General features: G+C 63.1%; 24 protein-coding genes and 1 pseudogene. 12 read left to right on the top strand and 13 right to left on the bottom strand.

Annotated elements, in window-relative coordinates:
- On the top strand, positions 1-1,113 hold the full coding sequence (locus PM2_RS08440) for an ABC transporter permease (RefSeq protein ID WP_019096508.1): 1,113 nt from the start codon (positions 1-3) through the stop codon (positions 1,111-1,113).
- A 57-nt stretch (positions 1,114-1,170) separates the two neighbouring features.
- On the opposite strand, the gene PM2_RS08435 is transcribed toward PM2_RS08440, so the two are convergent.
- Positions 1,171-1,575, bottom strand: coding sequence for a flagellar basal body-associated protein FliL (locus PM2_RS08435; protein ID WP_016712618.1), 405 nt, complete (start codon positions 1,573-1,575; stop codon positions 1,171-1,173).
- 169 nt (positions 1,576-1,744) lie between these two features.
- Between PM2_RS08435 and PM2_RS08430 the strand changes: the two genes are divergently transcribed.
- Positions 1,745-2,722 carry an NADPH:quinone oxidoreductase family protein gene (locus PM2_RS08430; protein WP_016712619.1) on the top strand — a complete coding sequence of 326 codons (978 nt, stop codon included), beginning with the start codon at positions 1,745-1,747 and terminating at the stop codon, positions 2,720-2,722.
- Between the two features lie 32 nt (positions 2,723-2,754).
- On the opposite strand, the gene PM2_RS08425 is transcribed toward PM2_RS08430, so the two are convergent.
- The 5 genes from PM2_RS08425 to trxA form a co-directional block, all read right to left on the bottom strand.
- Positions 2,755-3,405 carry a gamma-glutamylcyclotransferase gene (locus tag PM2_RS08425; protein ID WP_016712620.1) on the bottom strand — a complete coding sequence of 217 codons (651 nt, stop codon included), beginning with the start codon at positions 3,403-3,405 and terminating at the stop codon, positions 2,755-2,757.
- Positions 3,406-3,651: 246 nt separating this feature from the next.
- Positions 3,652-4,620, bottom strand: a complete 969-nt coding sequence (locus PM2_RS08420) for a CDP-6-deoxy-delta-3,4-glucoseen reductase (protein ID WP_016712621.1) — start codon at positions 4,618-4,620, stop codon at positions 3,652-3,654.
- On the bottom strand, positions 4,620-6,086 hold the full coding sequence (ubiD, locus tag PM2_RS08415) for a 4-hydroxy-3-polyprenylbenzoate decarboxylase (RefSeq protein WP_016489755.1): 1,467 nt from the start codon (positions 6,084-6,086) through the stop codon (positions 4,620-4,622). The genes PM2_RS08420 and ubiD overlap by 1 nt, the downstream gene beginning before the upstream one ends.
- A gap of 123 nt (positions 6,087-6,209) precedes the next feature.
- Positions 6,210-7,469 carry a transcription termination factor Rho gene (gene rho / locus PM2_RS08410; RefSeq protein WP_003253661.1) on the bottom strand — a complete coding sequence of 420 codons (1,260 nt, stop codon included), beginning with the start codon at positions 7,467-7,469 and terminating at the stop codon, positions 6,210-6,212.
- A gap of 227 nt (positions 7,470-7,696) precedes the next feature.
- Positions 7,697-8,023 carry a thioredoxin TrxA gene (gene trxA / locus PM2_RS08405; RefSeq protein ID WP_016712622.1) on the bottom strand — a complete coding sequence of 109 codons (327 nt, stop codon included), beginning with the start codon at positions 8,021-8,023 and terminating at the stop codon, positions 7,697-7,699.
- A 256-nt stretch (positions 8,024-8,279) separates the two neighbouring features.
- On the opposite strand from trxA, the gene ppx reads away from it, so the two are divergent.
- Entirely contained in the window at positions 8,280-9,782 is a 1,503-nt protein-coding gene (gene ppx / locus PM2_RS08400) for an exopolyphosphatase (protein ID WP_016712623.1), read from the top strand.
- Here the strand turns inward: ppx and ppk1 are convergent.
- The gene (gene ppk1 / locus PM2_RS08395; protein ID WP_016712624.1) at positions 9,769-12,018 is read right to left on the bottom strand and encodes a polyphosphate kinase 1; all 2,250 of its coding nucleotides are present in this window, start codon (positions 12,016-12,018) and stop codon (positions 9,769-9,771) included. The genes ppx and ppk1 overlap by 14 nt on opposite strands.
- Before the next feature lie 213 nt (positions 12,019-12,231).
- On the opposite strand from ppk1, the gene PM2_RS29885 reads away from it, so the two are divergent.
- Positions 12,232-12,876: a DedA family protein gene (locus PM2_RS29885; protein ID WP_020371266.1), complete on the top strand. Its 645-nt coding sequence runs from the start codon at positions 12,232-12,234 to the stop codon at positions 12,874-12,876.
- A gap of 501 nt (positions 12,877-13,377) precedes the next feature.
- Here the strand turns inward: PM2_RS29885 and PM2_RS31530 are convergent.
- Positions 13,378-14,004: pseudogene (locus PM2_RS31530) on the bottom strand (sterol desaturase family protein); the annotation flags it as partial.
- Between the two features lie 112 nt (positions 14,005-14,116).
- Here PM2_RS31530 and elbB point away from each other — a divergent pair.
- Positions 14,117-14,785 carry an isoprenoid biosynthesis glyoxalase ElbB gene (gene elbB / locus PM2_RS08380; RefSeq protein WP_016712627.1) on the top strand — a complete coding sequence of 223 codons (669 nt, stop codon included), beginning with the start codon at positions 14,117-14,119 and terminating at the stop codon, positions 14,783-14,785.
- 28 nt (positions 14,786-14,813) lie between these two features.
- On the opposite strand, the gene PM2_RS08375 is transcribed toward elbB, so the two are convergent.
- Positions 14,814-15,266, bottom strand: coding sequence for a YaiI/YqxD family protein (locus PM2_RS08375; RefSeq protein WP_016712628.1), 453 nt, complete (start codon positions 15,264-15,266; stop codon positions 14,814-14,816).
- A gap of 169 nt (positions 15,267-15,435) precedes the next feature.
- On the opposite strand from PM2_RS08375, the gene PM2_RS08370 reads away from it, so the two are divergent.
- On the top strand, positions 15,436-18,291 hold the full coding sequence (locus tag PM2_RS08370) for a class I adenylate cyclase (RefSeq protein ID WP_016712629.1): 2,856 nt from the start codon (positions 15,436-15,438) through the stop codon (positions 18,289-18,291).
- A 32-nt stretch (positions 18,292-18,323) separates the two neighbouring features.
- Here PM2_RS08370 and rnk read toward each other — a convergent pair whose 3' ends face one another.
- The 3 genes from rnk to cyaY all read right to left on the bottom strand — a co-directional run bounded on the left by rnk (position 18,324) and on the right by cyaY (position 19,439).
- The gene (gene rnk / locus PM2_RS08365; protein ID WP_016712630.1) at positions 18,324-18,734 is read right to left on the bottom strand and encodes a nucleoside diphosphate kinase regulator; all 411 of its coding nucleotides are present in this window, start codon (positions 18,732-18,734) and stop codon (positions 18,324-18,326) included.
- Between the two features lie 146 nt (positions 18,735-18,880).
- Positions 18,881-19,105, bottom strand: coding sequence for a DUF1289 domain-containing protein (locus tag PM2_RS08360; protein WP_016712631.1), 225 nt, complete (start codon positions 19,103-19,105; stop codon positions 18,881-18,883).
- A gap of 1 nt (position 19,106) precedes the next feature.
- Positions 19,107-19,439 (bottom strand): iron donor protein CyaY, encoded by a 333-nt coding sequence (gene cyaY / locus PM2_RS08355; protein WP_016712632.1) that lies wholly within the window; start codon positions 19,437-19,439, stop codon positions 19,107-19,109.
- A gap of 190 nt (positions 19,440-19,629) precedes the next feature.
- Here cyaY and lptM point away from each other — a divergent pair, with 190 nt between their 5' ends.
- The 6 genes from lptM to PM2_RS08325 are packed head-to-tail and all read left to right on the top strand — an operon-like array spanning position 19,630 to position 24,249.
- Positions 19,630-19,842 (top strand): LPS translocon maturation chaperone LptM, encoded by a 213-nt coding sequence (gene lptM, locus PM2_RS29510; protein ID WP_016712633.1) that lies wholly within the window; start codon positions 19,630-19,632, stop codon positions 19,840-19,842.
- Between the two features lie 9 nt (positions 19,843-19,851).
- Positions 19,852-21,099 (top strand): diaminopimelate decarboxylase, encoded by a 1,248-nt coding sequence (gene lysA / locus PM2_RS08345; protein ID WP_016712634.1) that lies wholly within the window; start codon positions 19,852-19,854, stop codon positions 21,097-21,099.
- A gap of 4 nt (positions 21,100-21,103) precedes the next feature.
- Positions 21,104-21,934, top strand: a complete 831-nt coding sequence (gene dapF, locus PM2_RS08340; protein WP_016712635.1) for a diaminopimelate epimerase — start codon at positions 21,104-21,106, stop codon at positions 21,932-21,934.
- A gap of 13 nt (positions 21,935-21,947) precedes the next feature.
- Positions 21,948-22,658, top strand: coding sequence for a DUF484 family protein (locus tag PM2_RS08335; RefSeq protein WP_016712636.1), 711 nt, complete (start codon positions 21,948-21,950; stop codon positions 22,656-22,658).
- Complete coding sequence (xerC, locus tag PM2_RS08330; protein WP_016712637.1) at positions 22,658-23,557, top strand: tyrosine recombinase XerC; 900 nt, start codon at positions 22,658-22,660, stop codon at positions 23,555-23,557. Before PM2_RS08335 ends, xerC begins: the two co-directional genes overlap by 1 nt.
- A complete protein-coding gene (locus tag PM2_RS08325; RefSeq protein ID WP_027609984.1) occupies positions 23,554-24,249 on the top strand; it encodes an HAD family hydrolase in 696 nt (231 codons plus the stop codon). Before xerC ends, PM2_RS08325 begins: the two co-directional genes overlap by 4 nt.
- 180 nt (positions 24,250-24,429) lie before the next feature.
- On the opposite strand, the gene sutA is transcribed toward PM2_RS08325, so the two are convergent.
- Complete coding sequence (sutA, locus tag PM2_RS08320; protein WP_016712639.1) at positions 24,430-24,759, bottom strand: dormancy-specific transcriptional regulator SutA; 330 nt, start codon at positions 24,757-24,759, stop codon at positions 24,430-24,432.
- Positions 24,760-25,142 lie beyond the last annotated feature (383 nt).

Genomic DNA, 25,142 nt, shown 5'->3' with positions numbered 1-25,142 from the left:
ATGTCGCGCCTGAACCACACCCTGCGCCTGGGCCTGAAAGAACTGACCAGCCTGCGCCACGACAGCGTCCTGCTGCTGTTCCTGCTGTATGCCTTCAGCGTGGCGATCTACATGCCGGCAGCCGGCTCGGTGATCGGCGTGCACAACGCCAGCGTCGCGGTGGTGGACGAAGACCACAGCCTGCTCTCACGCAAGCTTAGCGAAGCCTTGCAACCGCCCGAGTTCCAGCCCGCCGTGCCGCTGGCACCGGAGCACCTGGACCAGGCCATGGACAGCGGCCAGTACACCTTCGTGATCAATGTGCCGGTGAATTTCCAGAGCGACCTGTTGGCCGGGCGTTCGCCGGAGTTGCAGATCAATGTCGATGCCACGGCCATGAGCCAGGCGTTCATGGGCGCTGGCTATATCGGCCGCATCTTCGAGCGTGAACTGCTCGACTACAGCCAACGCGGCAATGTGCAAAGCCCAGTGCTGATCAACCCCAAAGCGCTGTTCAACCCCAACCTGGAGGGCGGTTGGTTTCTGGCGGTGATCCAGATCGTCAACAACATCACCATTCTGGCGATCATCCTCACCGGCACCGCGCTGCTGCGTGAGCGTGAGCACGGCACCCTCGACCACCTGCTGGTGCTGCCGCTGACGGCACTGGAAATCATGCTGGCGAAGATTGGCAGCAACGCGCTGGTAGTGGTGATCTGCACGTGGATTTCGCTGGTGGTGGTGGTGAAAGGTGCGCTGGGCGTGCCGTTGTCCGGCTCGATGGGGCTGTTCCTGGCCGTGACGGCGCTGTACCTGTTCGCCAGTACCGCGCTGGGCATCTTCCTCGCCACCCTGGCGCGCTCGACACCGCAGTTCGGCCTGCTGGCGATCCCGGTGATCATCCCGATGCTGTTGCTGTCAGGCGGCAGCACACCGCTGGACAGCATGCCGCAGTGGTTACAGTGGGTGATGCAGGGCTCGCCGTCGACGCACTTCGTCAGCCTGGGGGCTGCGATCCTGTTCCGGGATGCAGGCTGGGCGGTGGTATGGCCGGATATCCTGGCGCTGGGCCTGATCGGCCTGGTGTTCTTCAGCGTGGCGCTGGCGCGGTTTCGTCGGAGCCTGGCGTCCTGATAACGCAGGCACCGTGGAGGCATCTGTGGGAGCGGACACGCCCGCTCCCACAATTGATCACTGCACGATCAGGTTGTTGAACAGCAAGTCTTCAACAATCGGCTTGCCCTCTTCTGCTTCCAGCACCTGCTGCACCTGCTTCAGCGCCTCCTGACGCAGGTGTTCCTTGGCTTCGACGTTGCTCATGCTGTCCACCGTCTGCTGGGTGAACAGTGCCACCAGCTGGTTGCGGATCAGCGGTTCATGGTGCTGCACCGCCTTGGCGGCTTCATCGCCCGTCACGCGTAGGGCCACATCGGCCTTGTACACACGCAGCCGTGGGCCGCCGTCGAGGGCATAGTTGCCGACAAAGGGCGGGCTCAGGCTGATGTAGGCGACCTTGGGCGCCCCTTCCTTAGCTTCTTCGGCCATGGCCGCAGCCGGCAGCAGCAGCGCCAATACCATCAAGATCCACGCTTTCACGAATTCGCTCCTCAATACAGTTGGCGCCAGCTTACCCAGCACACCGCTCAAACCCAAGCCCGGGCTTATGCCGGCACTTATGCCTGCACATCAGGGCGGGCCATGCTCGTTGACCCGGCAGGTGGCCCTCCTACACTTATCGGCCACTACCCGCAAAGGAATAGCCCCGATGAAAGCTGTGTTGTGCAAAACCCTGGGCCCGGCGCGCAACCTGGTGCTGGAAGACGTGGCCAGCCCGCTGCCGAAGAAGAACGAGATCCTGCTGGATGTGCAGGCCGCCGGGGTCAACTTCCCCGACACCCTGATCATCGAAGGCAAGTACCAGTTCCAGCCGCCGCTGCCATTCTCGCCGGGTGGCGAAGCAGCGGGCGTGGTGGCTGCGGTCGGAGAAAAGGCCGGTGCGTTCAAGGTGGGTGACCGGGTCATGGCGCTGACCGGCTGGGGCGCGTTCGCCGAACAGGTAGCGGTGCCGTTCTACAACGTACTGCCGATCCCGGCGAGCATGGACTTCACCACCGCTGCGGCATTCGGCATGACCTACGGCACCTCCATGCACGCCCTGCGCCAGCGTGGCCAACTGCAAGCAGGTGAAACCCTGCTGGTGTTGGGCGCTTCCGGCGGTGTTGGGCTGGCGGCAGTGGAAATCGGCAAGGCCATGGGTGCACGGGTGATCGCGGCGGCCAGCAGTGCCGAGAAACTGGCCGTGGCCAAGGCGGCCGGGGCGGATGAGCTGATCGACTATAGCCAGGCCAGCCTGCGCGACGAGATCAAGCGGCTGACCGGTGGCCAGGGTGTGGATGTCATCTACGACCCGGTCGGTGGTGAGCTGTTCGAGCAGGCCGTGCGCGGGCTAGCCTGGAATGGCCGGCTGCTGGTGGTGGGCTTTGCCAGCGGGACCATCCCGCAGTTGGCGGCCAACCTGGTGTTGCTCAAGGGCGCGGCAGTGCTGGGGGTGTTCTGGGGGGCGTTTGCACAGCGCCAGCCGGAAGACAATACGGCTAACTTCAAGCAGCTGTTTGCCTGGCATGCCGAGGGCAAGTTGAAACCGCTGGTGTCGCAGACTTATCCACTGGCTGAGGCTGGGGCTGCCATCGAGAAGTTGGGGCAGCGGCAGGCTGTGGGTAAGTTGGTGGTGCAGATGCACTGATTATTCTGGGGCCGCACAGCGGCCCCAAAAGCTCAGACTTCCCGCAGGTTATGACAGCGTCGAAACCGCGCCTCCAGGTTACGATCGGGCATCTGGTGGCTGCGCAAGGCATTCAACGTCTGCTCCACGTAGTCCCGCGTGGTGCCATAACGCCCCTTGGCACTGGCCAGAATCTGGCTGAGCAAGGTATCTGGCAAGTTCCCCGCATAGCACGGCAAATGCCGCTCCAGCACAAAGCCTAAAGCCTGCACCTTGCTACCATCGCCCAGCCGGCAGGTGAGCCAGTGCGGTCGGTATGCCGGGTACGGCATCTCGCGCTGCCACAGGGCCATCAGCGAGTCGTCCAGGTTGCTTTCATCCAGCCGGTAGGCAAAGCCGCTACAGGAACCGCCACGGTCCAGGCCAAACACCAGCCCGGGAGTTTCCGGGGTACCGCGGTGTTCGTGCGACCACAGGTACAAGCCCCGATGGTAACCGTGCACCCGCGCGCGCTGGCGTTCTACCGAATTGCATTCCGGCCGCCAGATCAATGAACCATAGGCAAACAACCACACTGGCCCACCCTGATGGCGCGACATGGTCGTCTTCATCGAGTTGAACAACTGGTCGTGAGTATGTTGCTGACCAAAGTCGAGTGCCGGAGGATATGAAACTTCCCAGGACATACTTTCAAGTGCCGACATAAGCTGCCGCCATTATCCCCGTGAACTACGGATGTAGCGAGATTCGATTACGCAGCGGCCCAAGGCCTCTATACCAAGGGCGCTTGCAGTAACCATAGGCCAGAACGGCAGGAATACTCAAGCCCTCGCGTCAGTGTTTCATGCGCGGTTCCGACGACTGGGGAGTACTGTTTCAACAGCGGTGAAAGTTATTAGCCAAGGCGGTAACAATTACCGCCTTATACCCACACTTTCAAACTTCGGTTATTAACCGCGCGGTGCGTAGGCAAACACATCCGCACGCATGCGGTGTGCATCCATGCCGGCTTCGACCAGGGCATCGAGGGTGGCGTAGATCATGTTTGGGGAACCACTGGCATACACATACACGGTGTTGAGGTCGGCAATGTCCTCGCAAACCGCCTCGTGCAACATGCCGCAACGGCCTTCCCAGCCGCACAGGTCGCTGACAACCTGATGCAGGAACAGGTTGGGCAGACGCTGCCATTCATCCCAGTGCTCGATCTGGTAGAAGTCTTCGGGCCTGCGCACGCCCCAGTAAAGGTGCACTGGGTGCTTGAAGCCCTTGGCCCGGCAATGCTCGACCAGGCTGTGCATCTGACCCATGCCGGTACCCGCGGCGATCAGCACCAGCGGCCCATCCGGCAGCTCGGCCAGATGAGTGTCGCCGAACGGCATTTCGATGCGCGCCAAACCGTCACGCTTGAGTTGCTCGATCAGTTGCAGCGCACTGGGCTCACGCGCCAGCACATGCAGCTCCAGCTCACGACCAGCGTGAGGCGCGGAGGCCAGCGAGAAGGCCGCCTGCTTGCCGCCCTCGCGCTCGATCATCAGGTACTGCCCGGCGTGGTAACGCGGCGGCTTGCCGGCTGGCGCGCGCAAACGCACCCGCCACACGTCGCCACCGACGTCGACGCACTCACTGACGCTGCACGCCAGTTTGCGCACTGGCAGCTCGCCCAGGGCGAGCACACCGTCCCAGAGCAACACACAGTCCTCCAGCGGTTCGGCAATGCAGGTGAACAACTCGCCATGGTCGCGGACTTCGCCGTCCTGCCGTACCCGGCCTTCGACCAACAACGCGGCGCAGACATGGCAATTGCCATTGCGGCAGCTGTTCGGGCAGTCATAGCCCAGCCGCCGCGCTCCATCCAGGATCCGTTCCCCGGGTTCGAGCGCCAGCACCGCCCCGGACGGCTGCAACGTTACCTGCATCAATCTATTCCCAACTGATCCCACAGCTCATCGATACGGCGGGTGACGGCTTCGTCCTTGACGATGACCCGTCCCCATTCGCGTGTAGTCTCGCCCGGCCACTTGTGCGTGGCGTCCAGGCCCATCTTCGACCCCAGCCCCGATACCGGCGACGCGAAGTCCAGGTAGTCGATCGGCGTGTTGTCGATCATCACCGTATCACGCTTGGGGTCCATGCGCGTGGTAATGGCCCAGATCACATCGTTCCAGTCACGGGCGTTGATATCGTCATCGGTCACAATAACGAACTTGGTGTACATGAACTGTCGCAGGAACGACCACACACCCAGCATCACGCGCTTGGCGTGGCCTGGGTACTGCTTCTTCATGGTCACCACCGCCATACGGTACGAGCAGCCTTCCGGCGGCAGGTAGAAGTCGGTGATTTCCGGGAACTGCTTCTGCAGGATCGGCACGAACACTTCGTTCAACGCCACACCGAGGATTGCCGGCTCATCTGGCGGCCGGCCGGTGTAGGTGCTGTGGTAGATCGGTTTCTGCCGGTGAGTGATGCGCTCGACGGTGAACACCGGGAAGCTGTCCACTTCGTTGTAGTAGCCGGTGTGGTCGCCGTACGGGCCTTCCGGGGCCATTTCGCCCGGGTGAATCACACCTTCCAGGATGATTTCGGCGGTGGCCGGCACCTGAAGGTTGCTGCCACGGCATTTGACCAGCTCGGTGCGGTTACCGCGCAGCAGGCCAGCGAAGGCGTACTCGGAGAGGGTGTCCGGTACCGGGGTCACGGCACCAAGGATGGTCGCCGGGTCAGCGCCCAGCGCCACGGCAACCGGGAACGGCTGGCCGGGGTTTTTCTCGCACCACTCGCGGTAGTCCAGGGCGCCACCACGGTGGCTGAGCCAGCGCATGATGACCTTGTTGCGGCCGATGACCTGCTGGCGGTAGATGCCTAGGTTCTGGCGGTCCTTGTTCGGGCCACGGGTAACGGTAAGGCCCCAGGTGATCAGCGGCGCCACGTCGCCGGGCCAGCAGTGCTGGATCGGCAGCGCGCCGAGGTCGACATCGTCACCTTCGACCACCACTTCCTGGCACACCGCGTCCTTGACCACCTTCGGCGCCATGGAGACGACCTTCTTGAAGATCGGCAGCTTGGACCAGGCATCCTTCAGGCCCTTCGGCGGCTCGGGTTCCTTGAGGAACGCCAGCAGCTTGCCGATCTCGCGCAGTTCGTCGACCGACTCGGCGCCCATGCCCATGGCCACGCGCTCTGGCGTACCGAACAGGTTACCGAGTACCGGGATGTCGAAGCCGGTGGGCTTTTCGAACAGCAACGCCGGGCCCTTGGCACGCAAGGTGCGGTCGCAGACCTCGGTCATTTCCAGAACGGGGGAAATCGGAACCTGGATGCGCTTGAGTTCGCCGCGCTGCTCCAGGCCACGGATGAAGTCGCGCAAGTCGCGATACTGCATGCATGAGCCTCGTGTTGGCCGTATCGGTCGGGGGTGCAGAGTGTAGCGCCGATAGGGCCGCAATAGCCAAAGTACAGATAGCAAAAAGCCGGGTTTCCCCGGCTTTTGCGTGGTACGACGATGTTACTTGCGCTTCATCGACAAGAAGAACTCGTCGTTGGTCTTGGTCTGCTTGAGCTTGTCGACCAGGAACTCGATGGCGGCGATTTCGTCCATCGGATGCAGCAGCTTGCGCAGAATCCACATGCGCTGCAGTTCGTCGTCGGCGGTCAGCAACTCTTCGCGGCGGGTACCGGAACGGTTGATGTTGATGGCCGGGAACACGCGCTTCTCGGCGATGCGGCGGTCCAGTGGCAGCTCCATGTTACCGGTGCCCTTGAACTCTTCGTAGATCACTTCGTCCATCTTCGAGCCGGTTTCGACCAGCGCGGTGGCGATAATGGTCAGCGAGCCGCCTTCCTCGATGTTACGCGCAGCACCAAAGAAGCGCTTCGGCTTCTCCAGGGCGTGGGCGTCGACACCACCGGTCAGCACCTTGCCGGAGCTCGGGATCACGGTGTTGTAGGCACGCGCCAGACGGGTGATGGAGTCCAGCAGGATGACCACGTCCTTCTTGTGCTCGACCAGGCGCTTGGCCTTTTCGATCACCATTTCGGCAACCTGCACGTGGCGGGTTGGCGGCTCGTCGAAGGTGGAGGCAACCACTTCGCCGCGCACGGTGCGCTGCATTTCGGTCACTTCTTCCGGGCGCTCGTCGATCAGCAGGACGATCAGGTGGCACTCGGGGTTGTTACGGGTGATGTTGGCCGCGATGTTCTGCAGCATGATCGTCTTGCCCGCTTTTGGCGGAGCAACGATCAGGCCACGCTGGCCTTTGCCGATCGGGGCGCACAGGTCGATGACGCGACCGGTCAGGTCTTCGGTGGAGCCGTTACCGGCCTCCATCTTCAGGCGCTTGTTCGGGAACAGCGGCGTCAGGTTTTCGAACAGGATCTTGTTCTTCGCGTTTTCCGGGCGGTCGAAGTTGATGGTGTCGACCTTCAGCAGGGCGAAGTAACGCTCCCCTTCCTTAGGTGGGCGGATCTTGCCGACGATGGTGTCGCCGGTACGCAGGTTGAAACGGCGGATCTGGCTAGGCGAGACGTAGATATCGTCTGGGCCGGCCAGGTAGGACGCATCAGCCGAACGCAGGAAACCGAAACCATCCTGGAGAATCTCCAGCACGCCGTCACCCGAGATCTCTTCGCCGCTTTTCGCGTGCTTCTTCAGCAGGGCGAAAATCACGTCCTGTTTGCGCGAACGGGCCATGTTTTCGATGCCCATCTGTTCGGCCATTTCCAAAAGATCGGTAATCGGCTTTTGCTTGAGTTCAGTCAGGTTCATAAGGGGAGTGACGTAATCATGTAAGAAGGGAGAATTAAGCTTCTGGCTTAATGAGGCCGCGCCGCTAGATGGCGACAGGATCGCGTACTGATTCGAATTAGGGATGCTTCGGCGACGGCGTGTAGAGGGCACTGGAAAAGCAGTGCGAGGCCGAATGTAACACTTGCTTTTTTCTGCGTCTAGTGCTCTGAAAAAGAAAAGCCCCGCATTTGCGGGGCCTTTTCACATCACAGGTGGGCGTCAAGGAACGCCGCCAGCTGCGATTTGGACAGAGCGCCAACCTTGGTGGCTTCGACGTTGCCGTTCTTGAACAGCATCAGCGTCGGGATACCACGCACGCCGTGCTTGGCCGGGGTTTCCTGGTTCTCGTCGATGTTCAGCTTGGCGACGGTCAGTTTGCCCTCGTAGGTGGCAGCGATGTCGTCCAGAACCGGAGCGATCATCTTGCATGGGCCGCACCATTCAGCCCAGTAGTCGACCAGCACCGGGCCTTGAGCCTGCAGTACGTCGGCGTCGAAGCTGGCGTCGGTGACGTGTTTGATTTTGTCGCTCATGGAAATCTCCAAGGTCGTAAGCAATAAAAAACGTTGCCCATCATAGCCGCCCCTGCCGTCTACAGGAAGCTGCGGACGATTGAGTGTAACTATAGTTGTGCAAGACGCCGCGAATCGAAACTGTCATACAGCCGTCATAGAATCGAATGGCACATTGCCTTGCATCAAGGCCAGCACACCGGCTGCGTGTCACGCGTTGGCGACAGCCTGCTATCGTGGCACGATTGCCGGGTTAACGACCGAGAACAACCAGATCATGCCGCATACCATCGCGAAGAACCTGTCCCTGATCGCTGCCATCGACCTTGGCTCCAACAGTTTCCATATGGTCGTGGCCAAGGCCCACCATACCGAAATCCGCATTCTCGAGCGGCTGGGCGAGAAGGTTCAGCTGGCCGCCGGCATCGGCGAGGACCGCCTGCTTAGCGAAGAAGCCATGGAACGGGGCCTCGAATGCCTCAAGCGCTTCGCACAGCTGATCAACGGCATGCCGGCCGGCGCCGTGCGTATCGTCGGTACCAACGCCCTGCGCGAAGCGCGCAACCGTAATGCATTCATCCAGCGCGCCGAGGCCATTCTCGGCCACCCGGTGGAGGTCATCTCCGGCCGTGAAGAGGCGCGCCTGATCTACCTGGGCGTATCGCACACCCTGGCCGACACCCCTGGCAAACGCCTGGTGGCCGACATTGGCGGCGGCAGTACCGAATTCATCATCGGCCAGCGCTTCGAACCGCTGCTGCGCGAAAGCCTGCAGATGGGCTGCGTCAGCTTCACCCAGCGCTACTTCCGCGACGGCAAGATCACCCCGGCGCGTTATGCACAGGCCTACACCGCTGCACGCCTGGAGCTGATGAGCATCGAACACGCCCTGCACCGCCTGACCTGGGACGAGGCCATCGGCTCGTCCGGCACCATCCGTGCCATCGGCGCCGCCATCAAGGCCGGCGGCCTGGGCAATGGCGAGGTCAACGCTGAAGGCCTGGCCTGGGTCAAACGCAAGCTGTTCAAACTGGGCGAGGTCGACAAGATCGACTTCGACGGCGTCAAACCGGACCGCCGCACCATCTTCCCGGCGGGCCTGGCGATTCTGGAGGCGATCTTCGACGCCCTGGAGCTGCAGCGCATGGACCACTGCGACGGCGCACTGCGCGAAGGTGTGCTGTTCGACCTGCTCGGCCGCCACCACCATGAAGACGTGCGCGAACGTACGTTGAACTCGCTGATGGAGCGCTACCATGTGGACCAAGGCCAGGCCGCGCGCGTCGAGCGCAAGGCGTTGCACGCCTTCGACCAAGTGGCCGACGCCTGGGACCTGAAAGACGGAAACTGGCGCGATCTGCTTGGCTGGGCGGCGAAAGTGCATGAAATAGGCCTGGATATCGCCCACTACCACTACCACAAGCACGGCGCCTACCTGATCGAGCACTCCGACCTGTCGGGCTTTTCCCGCGAGGACCAGCAGATGATGGCCCTGCTGGTGCGCGGCCACCGCCGCAACATCCCCAAGGACAAATTCGCCGAACTGGGTGAAGAAGGCGTCAAGCTGCTACGCCTGTGCGTGCTGCTGCGCTTCGCCATCCTGTTCCACCACATCCGTGGCAACCAGCAGATGCCGAAAGTTCAGCTCAAGGCTGCCGATGACAGCCTCGATGTCGCCTTCCCGGAAGGCTGGCTGGAACAGAACCAGCTGACCCAGGCCGACTTCGCCAACGAGGCAGAGTGGCTGACCCGGGTCGGCTTCGTCCTCAGCGTACGTTGAGGACCGGGTTGCTCAGGCGCTCCAGCAGGGTCGCCTGGGCACTGCGCGGGTTCTGATTGCCGGTTGGCGTGCTGCGCACGTAGCGCCCGTCTGGCTGCAAGGTCCAGGCGTGGGTGTTGTCGGTCAGGTAGCCTTCCAGCTCCTTCTTCACCCGCAGCAACAGCTTCTTGCCTTCCACCGGGAAGCAGGTCTCCACACGCTTGTCGAGGTTGCGCTCCATCCAGTCGGCGCTGGACAGGTAGATCTGCTCTTCGCCGCCATTGAGGAAGTAGAACACCCGTGTGTGCTCCAGGAAGCGGCCGATGATCGAGCGCACCTGGATGTTGTGCGAAACCCCCGGAATGCCTGGGCGCAAGCAGCACATGCCACGCACCACCAGGTCGATCTTCACGCCCGACTGGCTGGCCTTGTACAGTGCCTTGATGACCTTGGCATCGGTCAGCGAGTTGAACTTGGCAATGATGTGCGCCGGCTTGCCTTCGAGGGCAAACTGGGTTTCCCGCGCGATCATGTCGAGCATGCCCTTCTTCAGGGTGAACGGCGCGTGCAGCAGCTTTTTCATGCGCAGGGTCTTGCCCATACCGATCAACTGGCTGAACAGCTTGCCGACGTCTTCGGTGAGGGCGTCGTCAGAGGTCAGCAGGCTGTAGTCGGTGTACAGGCGGGCGTTGCCGGCGTGGTAGTTGCCGGTACCGAGGTGCGCATAACGCACGATCTCGCCCTGCTCGCGGCGCAGGATCAGCATCATCTTGGCGTGGGTCTTGAAGCCGACCACGCCGTAGATCACCACCGCACCGGCCGCTTGCAGGCGGCTGGCCATCTGCAGGTTGGACTCTTCGTCGAAGCGCGCGCGCAATTCGATCACTGCGGTGACCTCCTTGCCGTTACGCGCCGCGTCCACCAGCGCATCGACGATTTCCGAGTTGGCCCCGGAGCGGTACAGGGTCTGGCGCACGGCAAGCACATGCGGGTCCTTGGCGGCTTGGCGCAGCAGGTCGATCACCGGGGTGAAGGACTCGAACGGGTGCATCAGCAGGATGTCCTGCTTGCCGATCACGCTGAAGATGTTGTCGGCGTTCTGCAGCAGTTTGGGAATCGCCGGGGTGAACGGCGTGTATTGCAGCTCCGGGTGGCTGTCCAGACCGGTGATGCTGAACAGGCGGGTGAGGTTGACCGGGCCATTGACCTGGTACAGCTCGCTTTCGCTGAGGCTGAACTGCTTGAGCAGGTAGTCCGACAGGTGTTTCGGGCAGGTGTCTGCCACCTCCAGGCGCACGGCGTCGCCGTAACGGCGCGAGAACAGCTCGCCGCGCAGGGCGCGGGCCAGGTCGTCGACTTCTTCGGAGTCCAGCGCCAGGTCGGCGTTACGGGTCAGGCGGAACTGGTAGCAGCCCTTCACCTTCATGCCCTGGAACAGGTCGTCGGCATGCGCATGGATCATCGACGACAGGAACACGTAGTTGGCGCCTGGGCCACCCACCTCCTCCGGCACGCGGATCACCCGCGGCAGCAGGCGTGGGGCCGGGATGATCGCCAGGCCTGAATCGCGACCGAAGGCGTCAACACCTTCGAGCTCGACGATGAAGTTGAGGCTCTTGTTCACCAGCAGCGGGAACGGGTGAGTCGGATCGAGGCCGATCGGGGTGATGATCGGGGCGATTTCGTCGCGGAAGTAGCGGCGCACCCAGGTCTTGAGCTTGGGCGTCCAGTAACGGCGGCGAATGAAGCGGATCTGGTGTTTTTCCAGCTCTGGCAACAGCACGTCGTTGAGGATCGCGTACTGGCGCTCTACCTCGATATGCACCAGCTCGCTGATGCGCGCCAGCGCCTGGTGCGGCTGCAGGCCGTCGGCGCCAGCCTGCTCACGGGCGAAGTTGATCTGCTTCTTCAGGCCGGCGACGCGGATCTCGAAGAACTCGTCGAGGTTACTGGAGAAGATCAACAGGAACTTGAGGCGTTCGAGCAGCGGGTAGCTCTCGTCCAGCGCCTGTTCCAGCACGCGGATGTTGAACTGCAGCTGCGAGAGTTCGCGATGAATGTACAGGCTGCTGTCGTCCAGGCCAGGGACGGCGATCGCCGGGGCGGGCGCGGGGGCAGGCACCGGGGCCACAGGCTCGGCCACCTGCTCCGCTACCGGCTCGGGCGCAGGCGGCAGGTCTGGCGGGGTCTGCACCATCTCTTCTGGGAGCTCCTGGGCATCCTTGATCGCGACAGGGGTGAGCACTTCGTTATTCATCTGGCGTTCCTGAGGACGTTAACGCCCTATCATCAATTGAGCGGCAAGATAAGCGCCCATTATGACGCCTGTGTTACACACCAGGGCAAGCCATGGCGCGTGGCTTCTGGCATTGTCTGAGTAGGAATTGTTCATGTCGAGACACATTTGGACACTTTCACGAACGCGCGCGAAGGGGTAGGCTGCGCGTTCATTTCGCCAGCACCTCAGAAAATGCTTCAACAATTCCTGCAGGATTTCGGCTACTTCGCCCTTTTTCTAGGCACCTTCTTCGAAGGCGAGACCATCCTGGTGCTTGCGGGATTCCTTGCGTTCCGCGGTTACATGGACATCAACCTGGTGTGCCTGGTGGCCTTCTTCGGCAGCTACGCCGGCGACCAGCTGTGGTATTTCATGGGCCGCCGCCACGGGCGCAGGATCCTGGCGCGCAAGCCGCGTTGGCAGGCCATGGGTGACCGGGCGCTGGACCACATTCGCCGACACCCCGATATCTGGGTGCTGAGCTTCCGCTTCGTTTATGGCCTGCGCACCGTCATGCCGGTGGCCATTGGCCTGTCGGGCTACCCGCCGCGCCGCTACTTGCTGCTGAACGGCATTGGTGCGGCCATCTGGGCAATAGCCTTGGGCGCCGCTGCCTACCACTTCGGCGCCATTCTCGAAGGCCTGCTGGGCAACGTGAAGCGTTACGAGCTATGGGTGCTCGGTGGCCTCCTGGCGCTGGGTGGCCTGCTGTGGCTGCGTCGGCGCTTCCGCACCCTGCGTGCGGAGCGCAAGGCGGCGGGCCAGGCCCAGGCCCAAGAGGCTGAGCAGGCTGTAAACCACGAGCAGGAACCAGGCCAGCGGCGCGACCACCGTTAAGCCCAAAGCGCCGGCCAGGTACAATGCCGGCGCATTCAACAGCAGCCGCGCCAGCTCCAGGCGCGCAGCCCAGCGCCGGTTTTCCAGCAACGCTCCCAATACGAACAGACCAAACGCCATCAGCGACCAGCCGAGCACCAGCGCGGCGGCCGGCACGCGTTCGGCCACGTCCATCAAGTAGCTGCCCAAGGCCACATAAACCACAAACTGCGCCGCCACGTAGGCTTGTTGCGCACGGCCCAAGGCAATCTCGAACTTGCGAAACAACGCCAGGTCCTGCTTGGCCTGCGGGTAGCGCACGGCCACATCGGCCGGGCGCCAGCCGGTGGGCATGAACCAGATGCGCAGCTTGTCCCACAGGCTTGTGGTGCGCCTGGCGTCATGCCAGAGCTGGGCATAGAACTGCAGGTTGGCCCACAGCGGGTTCCAGCTGGCCAGCGGCGTGGTCACCCCGAATACCACCGGCTCAGCCGGGTCTTCCTCCTTGAAGGTGCCGAACAGACGATCCCAGAGAATGAACACGCCGCCGTAGTTGCGATCCAAGTAAACAGGGTTTTGCGCATGGTGGACACGATGGTTGGATGGCGTGATCAGCACCCACTCGAGCCAACCGAGCTTGGGAATGTGCCGGGTATGTACCCAGAACTGGTACAGCAGGTTAAGCGAGGCCACAGTGACGAACACCAGCGGTGGCACACCCAGCAGCGCCAGCGGCAGGTAGAAGATCCACGAGAAAATGAACCCGCTACTGGTCTGGCGCAGTGCGGTGGTCAGGTTGTACTCCTCGCTCTGATGATGCACCGAGTGCGCCGCCCACAGCACATTGCGTTCGTGACCCAGGCGATGCAGCCAGTAGTAGCAGAAGTCGTACAGGACGAAGGCCAGCAACCACACCCACCAGGCATCGGGCGGCAAGCGCAGCAGTGCCAAGTGTTCGAAGGCCAGGGCATAGGTCACCAACCCCACGCCCTTGGTCAGCAACCCGGTGCTGGTCGACAGCGCGCCGGTGCTCAGGCTGTTGATCGAATCGGCCAGGGTGAAGTTGCGCTGGCCGCGCACACGGTCGGCCACCAGCTCCACGGCGATCAGCACGAAGAAGAACGGCACGGCCAGCAGTATCAGGTCCATGGGCGCGGTCTCAAGCGTTATCCCACAAGATTAGGCCGCGCCCGCAGGAAACCCTATGGCGACATCTGCCAAACTAGAGGACATTTAGCGCCTCGACTCAGGAGTAGTGAACATGACAAAAAAAGTAGCGGTGATTCTTTCCGGCTGTGGCGTGTATGACGGCGCCGAGATCCACGAAAGCGTGATCACCCTGCTGCGCCTCGACCAGCGCGGCGCTCAGGTGCAGTGCTTCGCGCCGAACATTGCGCAGATGCATGTGATCAACCACCTGACCGGCGAAGAAATGCCAGAATCACGCAATGTGCTGGTGGAATCGGCGCGCATTGCCCGCGGAGAGGTCAAGGACATCCGCGAAGCCAAGGCCGAAGACTTCGATGCGCTGATCGTGCCTGGCGGTTTTGGTGCAGCGAAAAACCTGTCCAACTTTGCCGTGGAAGGCGCCAACTGCAGCGTCAACCCGGACGTACTGGCCTTGGCCGAAGCCTTTGCCGACGCCTGCAAACCGGTCGGCCTGATCTGCATCTCGCCGGCACTGGCGGCGAAAATCTACGGGCCGGGTGTGGTCTGCACCATCGGTACCGACGCAGGCACGGCGGCGGCCGTGACGAAAATGGGCGGCACTCACGAAGAGTGCGATGTGCACGATATTGTCGAAGATACCCAGCGCAAGCTGGTGACGACACCGGCGTACATGGAGGCCAAATCGATCAGCGAAGCGGCTGGCGGGATCTACAAGCTGGTGGACCGGGTGCTGGAGCTGACGCACGAGGGTGACCAGTAAACCCTTGGGGCTGCAAAGCAGCCCCGCATCAAGTTTTACTCAGCCGGGCAATGATCCGGTCCAGCGCATTGGCAAACGCCTGCTTGTCGCGCTCGCCATAGGCCGCCTGCCCTCCCCCCACCTGGCCTTGCTCACGCAGCTCGGTAAACAGGTTGCGCGCCGCCAGGCGGTCGCCCATGTTGCGCTCGTCGAATTCGCGCCCGCGCGGGTCCAGCGCCGCTACGCCCTTTTTCACCAGACGGTCAGCCAAGGGCACATCACTGCAGATCACCAGCTCGCCCGGCACAGCGTGCTCGACCAGGTAATCGTCGGCTGCGTCCATGCCGCTTGGCACCACGATCAACCGCACGATCGAGAACGCCGGCTTGGCGACGGCCTGGCCCGCCACCATCACCACTTCGAACTTGCGCTTGAGGGCGAACTTGACGATCAGATCCTTGGCCGCCTTGGGACAGGCGTCGGCATCGATCCATACACGCATCGGACTACTCTTCATGAATTCAAGGCCCCCATCATGCCTCAAGCTCAGTGAAAACTGCAGCCGCCCGGCAAGCGCTGTAAAAATGGCGCCAATATTTCAATTGACGCTTATCCGACCCCGCCACTCAGGCTAAACTCGCCACAGCTCCACTGGCCTGCCCGAGTGCGCAATGAACCACCCTCACGAAATCCGCCCAGACCTGGACGAAGGCATCGACCGCAAGGTCCTGGCGACGTTGCGTACGCGCTTCCTGCGGCTGAACCAAGGGCGGCTGCAGCGGGCCATGGAAGGCCTGTCGACGCGCCAGCAACAGGTACTGACGCTGCTGCCGCTGCTGTTCCATGTGAACCACCCGCTGTTGCCGGGTTACGTCTCGGGCAGCACTCCAGCCGGCGTATCGGGCTACGAGCCAGGCGCCGACCTGGTGGTCGAGGCCCAGCGCCTGGCCCGCTCGTTCACCTACAAGGCCCGCCATGGCAACCCGCCACGCCCGATCCACGGCCTGTTCCTGATGGGCAGCCTGGGCTCGCTGGCCCAGGCCGAGCAAAGCGACATGGACCTGTGGGTGTGCCACGCGCCCGGTTTACCCGAGCCGTTGCTGGAAGAGCTGCGCCGCAAATGCCAATTGCTGGAGGACTGGGCCGCAAGCCTGGGCGCCGAGGCGCACTTCTTCCTGATCGACACGCAAGGCTTTGCCCAGGGCCAGCGCGAGGGCCAGCTAGGCTCCGACGACTGCGGCACCACCCAGCACTACCTGCTGCTGGACGAGTTCTACCGCACCACCCTCTGGCTGGCCGGGCGCACACCGCTGTGGTGGCTGGTACCCGTCTACCAGGAACACAACTACCACGCCTACACCCAAACCCTGCTGACCAAGCGTTTCATCCGCAGCCAGGACGCACTCGACCTCGGCAACCTGGCACACATACCGCCAGGCGAGTTCGTCGGCGCCGGCCTGTGGCAGTTGTTCAAGGGTATCGACTCACCCTACAAGTCGCTGCTCAAGCTGCTGCTGACCGAAACCTACGCCAGCGAACACCCCGCTGTGCGCTGCCTGAGCCTGGACTACAAACAAGCCGTATTCGCCAACCAGCTCGACCTCGACGAGCTGGACCCATATGTGATGGTCTACCGCCGCATCGAGCGCTACCTGCTGCAACGTGGCGAGCCTGCGCGCCTGGAACTGGTACGGCGCAGCCTGTATCTGAAGGTGAACAAGAAACTCAGCGACCAAGGCCGCAATCAGGGCTGGCAGCGCCGCCTGTTACAGCGCCTGGCCGACGAGTGGGGCTGGGACGAACATCAGTTGGCCCTGCTGGACAGCCGCAGCCAATGGAAAGTGCAGCAGGTGGCAGCCGAACGCCGCGAACTGGTGGCCGAGCTGAACCATAGCTATCGCTTCCTCAGCGAGTTTGCGCGCACCCAGAACGCAAGCAGCCGCGCCGATCAGCGCGACCTCAATGTGCTGGGCCGGCGTTTGTATGCGGCCTTCGAGCGCCGTGCGGGCAAGGTCGAAGTGATCAACCCCGGTATTGCACCGGACCTTGCCGAAGGCACCCTGACCCTGGTCCAGGCACCCAACCGCAGGGAGCCCGGCAGCTACCACTGGGAGCTGTACACCGGCAACCTGAATACCCATGAAGTTGAACACTTCAACCCGATCAAACGCTGCCGCGAGCTGCTTGAACTGCTGGCCTGGGCACACCGCAACGGCGTGATCGACAGCAGCACGCGCCTGGCACTGCACCCGGGCGTCAGCGACCTCACCGAGTACGAGCTGTTCAACCTGGTGGGCTGCCTGCAGCAGAGTATCCCTCTGCCCTTATCGATCGTCAGCGAAGTGCGCCTGCTGCAACCCAGCGTTGCCGACGAGGTGCTATTGCTGGTCAACGTCGCCGTCGACCCGCTGCGCCACCACCGCGACCTGAACATCCTGATGACCACCGAGCGTACCGACGCCTTGAGCTATGCCGGCGTGCGCGAGAACCTGGTTCTGACCCTGGACCAGGTCACCCTGAACAGCTGGAACGAAGTGCTGGTGCAGCGCTACGAAGGCGAACACGCGCTGGTACGCTGCCTGCGCGACTTCCTCAACAGCCCGGTGCTGCGCGGCCACCGGCCACGGGTGCGGGTGCGTTGCTTCTGTCAGAGCCGCGCCCAGGCCATCGGCCACCGCGTGGAGGAAATATTCGACACCGTGCAGCTATTGCTGGACCAAGGCCTGAACCACCGCTATCTGCTTCAGGTTGCCCAGCACACCCATGTACTGGAGCTGTTACCCGGGCATATCAGCCTGACCACCCTGGCCGAGCACGATGCACTGCTCGGCCACCTGGGCGAAGAGCGCAGTGCCTACAGCCCGCTGTACCTGGATGCCAACGCCCTGCTGGACCATGATCTGCGCCTGGTGCTGGAGCAAGGCCGGCCGGCGTGCATCCAGGTGTTCTACCGCCTGCAAGATGGCTGGGCCGATCTGTACGTGCTGGATGAATACAATGCCCTGTGGCAGCAACGCCTGCCCTTGCACGACGAAGCGCACCTGCTGCTGCCGCTGCAGCGCTTCCTGCGTTCGGTGGTGATGCGCCGCGATGCCCGCTTGCCGCTGGACAGCCAGCGCGCGGCCTCGCTGGACATCCACTACGCACAACTGCTGCCTGCCGGCCCTGGCAAGGCGCGCAGCATCGAGCCATGCCCGGCCCCGGTCGAGGGTAGCGCTCAGCCTTACTACGAGGTGCAGGCCATCATCCAGGCCGGTGTGGCGGGTACGGCACATGTGACGCTGTACTGCGACCAGCAAGAGTTTTCCGAGCTGGAGCATGGCGACCAGCTGTATGCGGTGGTGGCCCGGCAGATCATCGGGCAGCGGCGTGGCGCGGGGCGGTACCGGTGCTACATCACCGACCTGGATTTGTCCGAGCTGCTGGATGACCGGCTGGGGGCGACGCAGGTGTACCTGAGCTACAAGCGGGTGCTGGAGCAGGCGTTGAATGAGGGTTTGGAGCAGGTGTTGGCGGAAGGCGCCTGAAATGCCGGGGCCGCTTTGCGGCCCCTTGACCCTTACAGGTCGAAATCGCCCGCCGCTTCCGGCTGGTATTCCACTTCCAGCAGCTTCAGCTTGAGGGTTTTGCCGCCCGGTGCCGGCCAGTCGATCTGCTCGCCCACCGACAGCCCCAGCAGCGCGCAACCGATCGGCGCCAGGATCGAAACCTTGCCTTCCGGCCCTGCATCCTTCGGGTACACCAGGGTCAGGTGGTAGTCCTTGCCACTGGCTTCCTCACGGCAGTGCACGCGGGAATTCATGGTCACCACGCCTGCCGGCACTTCCTCGTGACCGACCACCTGCTCGGCGCGGTCCAGCTCGTCCTGCAGGGCGAGCACACCCGGCGTACTCTCGTCGAGGCTGTCGATCAGACGCTCCAGACGCTGTACGTCCAATCGGGTGAGGATGAGGGAAGGTTTGGTGCTCATGATCCAGTCAGACTCCTTTGAACAGGCAGTTTTCAATGTGCAGATAAAGCAAAACCCCGCCCAAGGGCGGGGTTTGAGAAGGCTTTGGCGTCACCGACGCAGAACCCGACACTACCACAGCCGGGTAAATACTCAAGCCCCTGCGTTCAGTGTGCCTTAGCCTGCTCGCGCAAGACCTGGGCTTCGCGGCAGATCTGCCGGCGCCGTTCATCATCGGCCGAGCGCCATTCGCGGATGTGCTCGACATGCCGGTGGCAACCGGTGCACACCCGTTGTTCATCCAGCCGACATACGCTGATGCACGGCGATGGCACCGCCGGGCTGACGTTACTATAGAGCGGCTTGGGCGGCCGGGCCTGGGCACCGCTCATGTCAGATCTCGTCGAAGTCCAGCTTCTCGCCGGCCCGCTCCCAGACAATGCGCTCGAGCATTTCGCCCAGCAGTTCTTCGCTCTTCTCGCACACCCACTTCTTGCTCTCTTCGTCGTAGTCGAAGTGGAAGCCACCGGAACGGTCGGCCAGCCACAGCTGACGCAGTGGCTCCTGGCGGCTGAAGATCAGCTGGGCGCCGCCTTCGAACTTGACGGTGAGGACACCGGCGGAGTTCTCCATGTCCAGGTCCAGGCCGCTCTCGTCGAACAGGTCTTCCAGGGCCTGTTGGGTCGCGTCGACCAGATCATGGAAACGCGCTTCACTCAAACTCATTGCAGGAACCTCGAAATTGGCTGCGTTACAGGCAAGCCGGGCAAGATACGGGCGCTTGGCGCCGAATGCAAAGTTTAGCCATTGAAGGCGCCAAGAATAGCCCGCCCGGCGGACCGGCCCTTGCATAGGCAAGCCGCCGGTCGCTCGGTATACTCGGGCGCAATACTGCATTTTTCTAAGGATTTCACCCATGAAGCGCCTGATTTCCTCCTTCGCGGCGCTGGTCGCTGTTGCCTGCCTCGTTTCTGCCTGCGGCCAGAAGGGCCCGCTGTATCTGCCTGAAGACGGCGATAACGGCAAAGCGCACAAAGCACATCAGCACCAGCCAAAAGCCAAGCCGGCCCCGGTACAAGAACAGCAGCCCGAGCTGCAGTCCGAGCCCGAGCAGTCGCCTGCGCAGTAAGGAAACCAGATGAACGCTTTCAACTACCGCGACGGTGAGCTGTTCGCGGAGGGGGTGGCCCTGTCGGCCATCGCCGAACAGTTCGGCACCCCGACCTACGTGTACTCGCGCGCCCACATCGAGGCCCAGTACCGCAGCTACACCGACGCCCTGCAAGGCGCTGAGCACCTGGTGTGCTTCGCGGTCAAGGCCAACTCCAACCTGGGCGTGCTGAACGTACTGGCGCGCCTGGGCGCAGGCTTCGACATCGTCTCCGGCGGTGAGCTGGAGCGCGTGCTGGCCGCTGGCGGGCGCGCTGACCGCGTGGTGTTCTCCGGCGTTGGCAAAACCCGAGAAGACATGCGCCGCGCCCTGGAAGTGGGCGTGCACTGCTTCAACGTCGAATCCACCGACGAGCTGGAGCGCCTGCAAGTGGTGGCCGCCGAGATGGGCAAGGTGGCCCCGGTGTCGCTGCGGGTCAACCCGGACGTCGACGCCGGCACCCACCCGTACATTTCCACCGGCCTTAAAGAAAACAAGTTCGGCATCGCCATTGCCGACGCCGAGGCCATCTATGTGCGCGCCGCGCAGTTGCCGAACCTGGAAGTGGTCGGTGTCGACTGCCACATCGGCTCGCAGCTGACCACCGTAGAGCCGTTCATCGACGCCCTCGACCGCCTGCTGGTGCTGGTCGACCGCCTGGCCGAATGCGGCATCCACCTGCGCCACCTGGACCTGGGCGGCGGTGTGGGCGTGCGCTACCGCGATGAACAACCGCCGCTGGTGGCCGACTACATCAAGGCCATCCGCGAACGCGTAGGCACGCGCGACCTGGCCCTGGTGTTCGAGCCGGGCCGCTACATCGTGGCCAATGCTGGCGTGCTGCTGACCCGCGTGGAATACCTCAAGCACACCGAGCACAAAGATTTCGCCATCATCGATGCAGCCATGAACGACCTGATCCGCCCGGCCCTTTACCAGGCCTGGATGGGTGTCAGCGCGGTCAAGCCACGCGCCGGTGAAGGCCGTGCCTACGACCTGGTCGGCCCGATCTGCGAGACCGGCGACTTCCTGGGCAAGGACCGAGTACTGAACCTGGCCGAAGGTGACCTGCTGGCCGTACAGTCCGCGGGCGCCTATGGTTTTGTCATGAGCTCCAACTACAACACCCGTGGCCGTTGCGCTGAAATCCTGGTCGACGGCGACCAGGCGTTCGAAGTACGCCGCCGCGAGACCATCGCCGAACTGTACGCTGGCGAAAGCCTGCTGCCGGAGTAAGCCCATGCTGCTGCGTTTTACCAAGATGCATGGTCTGGGCAACGACTTCATGGTCCTCGACCTGGTCAGCCAGCACGCGCACATCCAGCCCAAGCACGCCAAGCAATGGGGTGACCGCCACACCGGCATCGGCTTCGATCAGTTGCTGATCGTCGAGGCGCCGAACAACCCGGAAGTGGACTTCCGCTACCGCATCTTCAACGCCGACGGCTCCGAGGTCGAGCAGTGCGGCAATGGTGCCCGTTGCTTCGCCCGCTTCGTGCTGGACAAGCGCCTGACCGCGAAAAAGCGCATTCGGGTGGAAACCAAGAGCGGCATTATCGTGCTGGACGTGCAGAACGACGGCCAGGTGAGTGTCGACATGGGCCCACCGCGCTTCGTCCCTGCCGAAATCCCCTTCATCGCTGACGAGCAGGCGCTGAACTACCCACTGGAAGTCGACGGCCAGCTGCATTCGATTGCTGCCGTGTCCATGGGTAACCCGCATGCGGTGCTGCGCGTCGACGACGTGCATACTGCCCCCGTGCATGAGCTGGGCCCGAAGATCGAAAACCACCCACGCTTCCCGCAGCGGGTGAATGCCGGCTTCATCCAGGTCATCGACCGCCACCGCGCCAACCTGCGCGTGTGGGAGCGCGGCGCGGGCGAAACCCAGGCCTGCGGCACCGGCGCCTGCGCCGCAGCCGTGGCGGCGATCAGCCAAGGCTGGATGGACTCCCCGGTGTCCCTCGACCTGCCCGGCGGCCGCCTGCACATCGAATGGGCCGGCCCCGGCAAGCCCGTGCTGATGACCGGCCCGGCCGTACGCGTCTACGAAGGACAGGTTCGTCTCTAAGCGAGTAAACGCCATGACCGATCAGCCCAAGGTTGTACCCACGCAGTCCGTCGAGCTCGATGCCGAGGCGGTGGTCGCCTACCTGCGCGCCCACCCCACCTTCTTCGCCGAGCACGACGAGCTGCTGATCGAGCAGCGCATCCCGCACCAGCGTGGCGACAGCGTTTCGCTGGTGGAGCGCCAGCTGAAGCTGCTGCGTGACCGCAACATCGAGATGCGCCATCGCCTGTCACAACTGATGGACGTGGCCCGCGACAACGACCGGCTGTTCGACAAGACCCGCCGGCTAATCCTGGACCTGCTCGATGCTGGCAGCCTGGAAGAAGTGGTGATGGCCGTCGAGGACAGCCTGCGCCAGGAGTTCCAGGTGCCCTTCGTCAGCCTGATCCTGTTCGGCGACAACGTCGCGCCGGTCGGGCGCTGGGTCAGCAACACCGAGGCGCAACAAGCCATCGGTGCCCTGCTGGGCGGTGGCAAGACGGTCAGTGGCAACCTGCGCGAGCACGAGCTGGCCTTCCTTTTCGGTGAGGAACAGCGCCGAGAAGTGGGCTCCAGCGCCGTCGCTACCCTTGAGTACCAAGGGCTGCATGGGGTGCTGGCAATCGGCAGCCGCGACCCGCAACACTACAAGAGCAGTGTCGGCACCCTGTTCCTCGGCTACATTGCCGAGGTGCTGGGCCGCGTTGTGCCACGGGTAACCCAAACCCTGCGCCCGGTACGCTGATGAAGCGCCAACTGGAGGCTTATTGCGCACACCTGCGCAACGAGCGCCAGGTGTCGGAGCACACCCTGCTGGGGTACCGTCGCGACCTGAACAAGGTCATGGCCTACTGCGAGGAGCACGGCATTACCGAGTGGCAAACGCTGCAAATCCAGCCGTTGCGCCAGCTGATCGCCCGCCTGCACCACCACGGCCAGTCTTCGCGCAGCCTGGCACGGCTACTTTCGGCAGTACGCGGCCTTTACCGCTACCTCATCCGCGAAGGCCTGTGCCAGCACGATCCGGCTTCCGGCCTGAGCGCGCCCAAAGGTGAGCGACGGCTGCCCAAGGTGCTGGACACCGACCGTGCCCAGCAGCTGCTCGATGGCGGCGTCGACGACGACTTCTTCGCCCGCCGTGACCACGCCATCCTGGAACTGCTCTACTCGTCGGGCCTGCGCCTGTCCGAGCTGACCAACCTCGACCTCGATCACCTCGACATGGCCGCCGGCCTGGTACAGGTGCTGGGCAAAGGCGGCAAGGCACGCGTGCTGCCGGTGGGCCGCAAGGCCCGTGAGGCGTTGCAGGCCTGGTATCGCCTGCGCGGCATCGGTAACCCGCGCGATCGCGCGGTGTTCATCACCCGCCAGGGCAACCGCATCAGCCCCCGTGACGTTCGGCGAAGGGTGAAGGCAGCCGGCGAACGCGAGCTGGGCCAGCACCTGCACCCTCACATGCTTCGCCATTCCTTCGCCAGCCATATACTGGAGTCGTCTCAGGACCTGCGCGCGGTGCAAGAGCTGCTCGGCCATGCCGACATCAGCACCACCCAGATCTACACCCACCTGGACTTCCAACACTTGGCCGCGGTGTACGACAGCGCCCACCCTCGGGCCAAACGCAGCAAAGGCACAGACTCATGAGCATCAAGCTGATCACCTTCGACCTTGACGACACCCTGTGGGACACCGCGCCGGTCATCGCCAGTGCAGAAGTCGTGCTGCGCGACTGGCTGGAAGCCAACGCCCCGATCCTGGGTGGTGTGCCGGTAGAGCACCTGTTTGCCATCCGCGAGCGCCTGGTGCAGGCCGAGCCCGGCCTCAAGCACCGCATCAGCGCCCTACGCCGGCGCGTGCTGTTCCATGCCCTGGAAGAAGTCGGCTACAGCGAAAAACACGCGCAGGAGCTGGCCAATGAAGGTTTTGAAGTGTTCCTGCATGCCCGCCACCAGGTAGAGATCTTCCCCGAGGTGCAGCCGGTGCTGGAGATGCTGCGCCATCAGTACACCCTGGGTGTGGTTACCAACGGCAACGCCGACGTAAGCCGGCTGGGGCTGGCGGACTACTTCCGCTTTGCCCTGTGCGCCGAGGACCTTGGCATCGGCAAGCCAGACCCGGCCCCGTTCCTGGAAGCCCTTCGCCGTGGCGAAGTGGACGCCAGCGCGGCTGTGCACATCGGCGACCACCCTGGCGATGACATTGCCGGCGCCCAACGCGCCGGGCTGCGGGCGGTGTGGTTCAACCCACAGGGCAAGGCCTGGGCGGGCGAGCAGGCGCCGGATGCCGAGATCCAGCGGCTGTCGCAGCTGCCCGACGTGCTTGCGCGCTGGCGCTGACAGGGGCCGCTACGCGGCCCATTCGCGGGCACGCCCGCTCCCACAGGGACATCGCAAGGCTTAGGCCTACGGTAATCTTGTGGGAGCTGGCTTGCCGGCGATAGGGCCAGTACAGGCAACCCGAATCTTGCAGACACAAAAAAGCCCGCAGCGACGGCGGGCTTTTTTGCGATCAGCCACTCAAATAGGGCGGCTGCCGTACTTGTTGTCCGGCTTCTTGGGCGGGTCGGCGACCACGTTGGCCTCGACTTCCTGCACCTTGCCACCGCGAGAAAGGAATTCTTCCATCGCCTTGGCCAATGCATCACGCTCTTTCTGCTTGGCTTCCATGCTCGGCATCTCGTCTACCGAGACCGCCGCCTTGGATTTGCCCTTGGCAGTGGGTGCCGGGCTGCTGTCGTCATCGCCAGCGTCTTCGGCGCCGTCGTCAGCTGCCACTTCGAGGCCTTCATCACCCTCGTCTTCGTCGCCTACTTCGAGGTCGTCGTTTTCCAGATCGTCGTCGCTCATGTTCTACCTCATGACTTGCGAAAAGCAGGTTAGTTATAGACCAGTGCAGCCGTAGACCGGCAGCCACCAGTGAAAATTCAACTGGCCGTGGGTTAGGCCACTGCCCTTGGGTCGGCGCTCCTGATGGGAGGCGGCACCCAGCAGGCCCTGCTCCTGGCAGGACCTGACAAAATCCATAAGCCCCTGCTGGCCACACGCTATTGGCAAGCCTAGCAAAGGCTGGAGAAGTGTGTTGACTACTCGTAAAACACCCTTCGGCGCGCATTCTAGCGCGCCCGTGGAAAAAGCAAAGCACCATAAATGCCCTACGACTTGTAAGTTTTCTACCTACGTCGCGAACGTGATGGATAAACCGTTTGCCATGCGGGAAATGCTAAAAATCT

The sequence above is a fragment of the Pseudomonas monteilii NBRC 103158 = DSM 14164 genome, assembly GCF_000730605.1.
GTDB classification, from domain to species: Bacteria; Pseudomonadota; Gammaproteobacteria; order Pseudomonadales; family Pseudomonadaceae; genus Aquipseudomonas; species Aquipseudomonas monteilii.
This window is presented reverse-complemented; position numbering and strand designations above follow the sequence as displayed.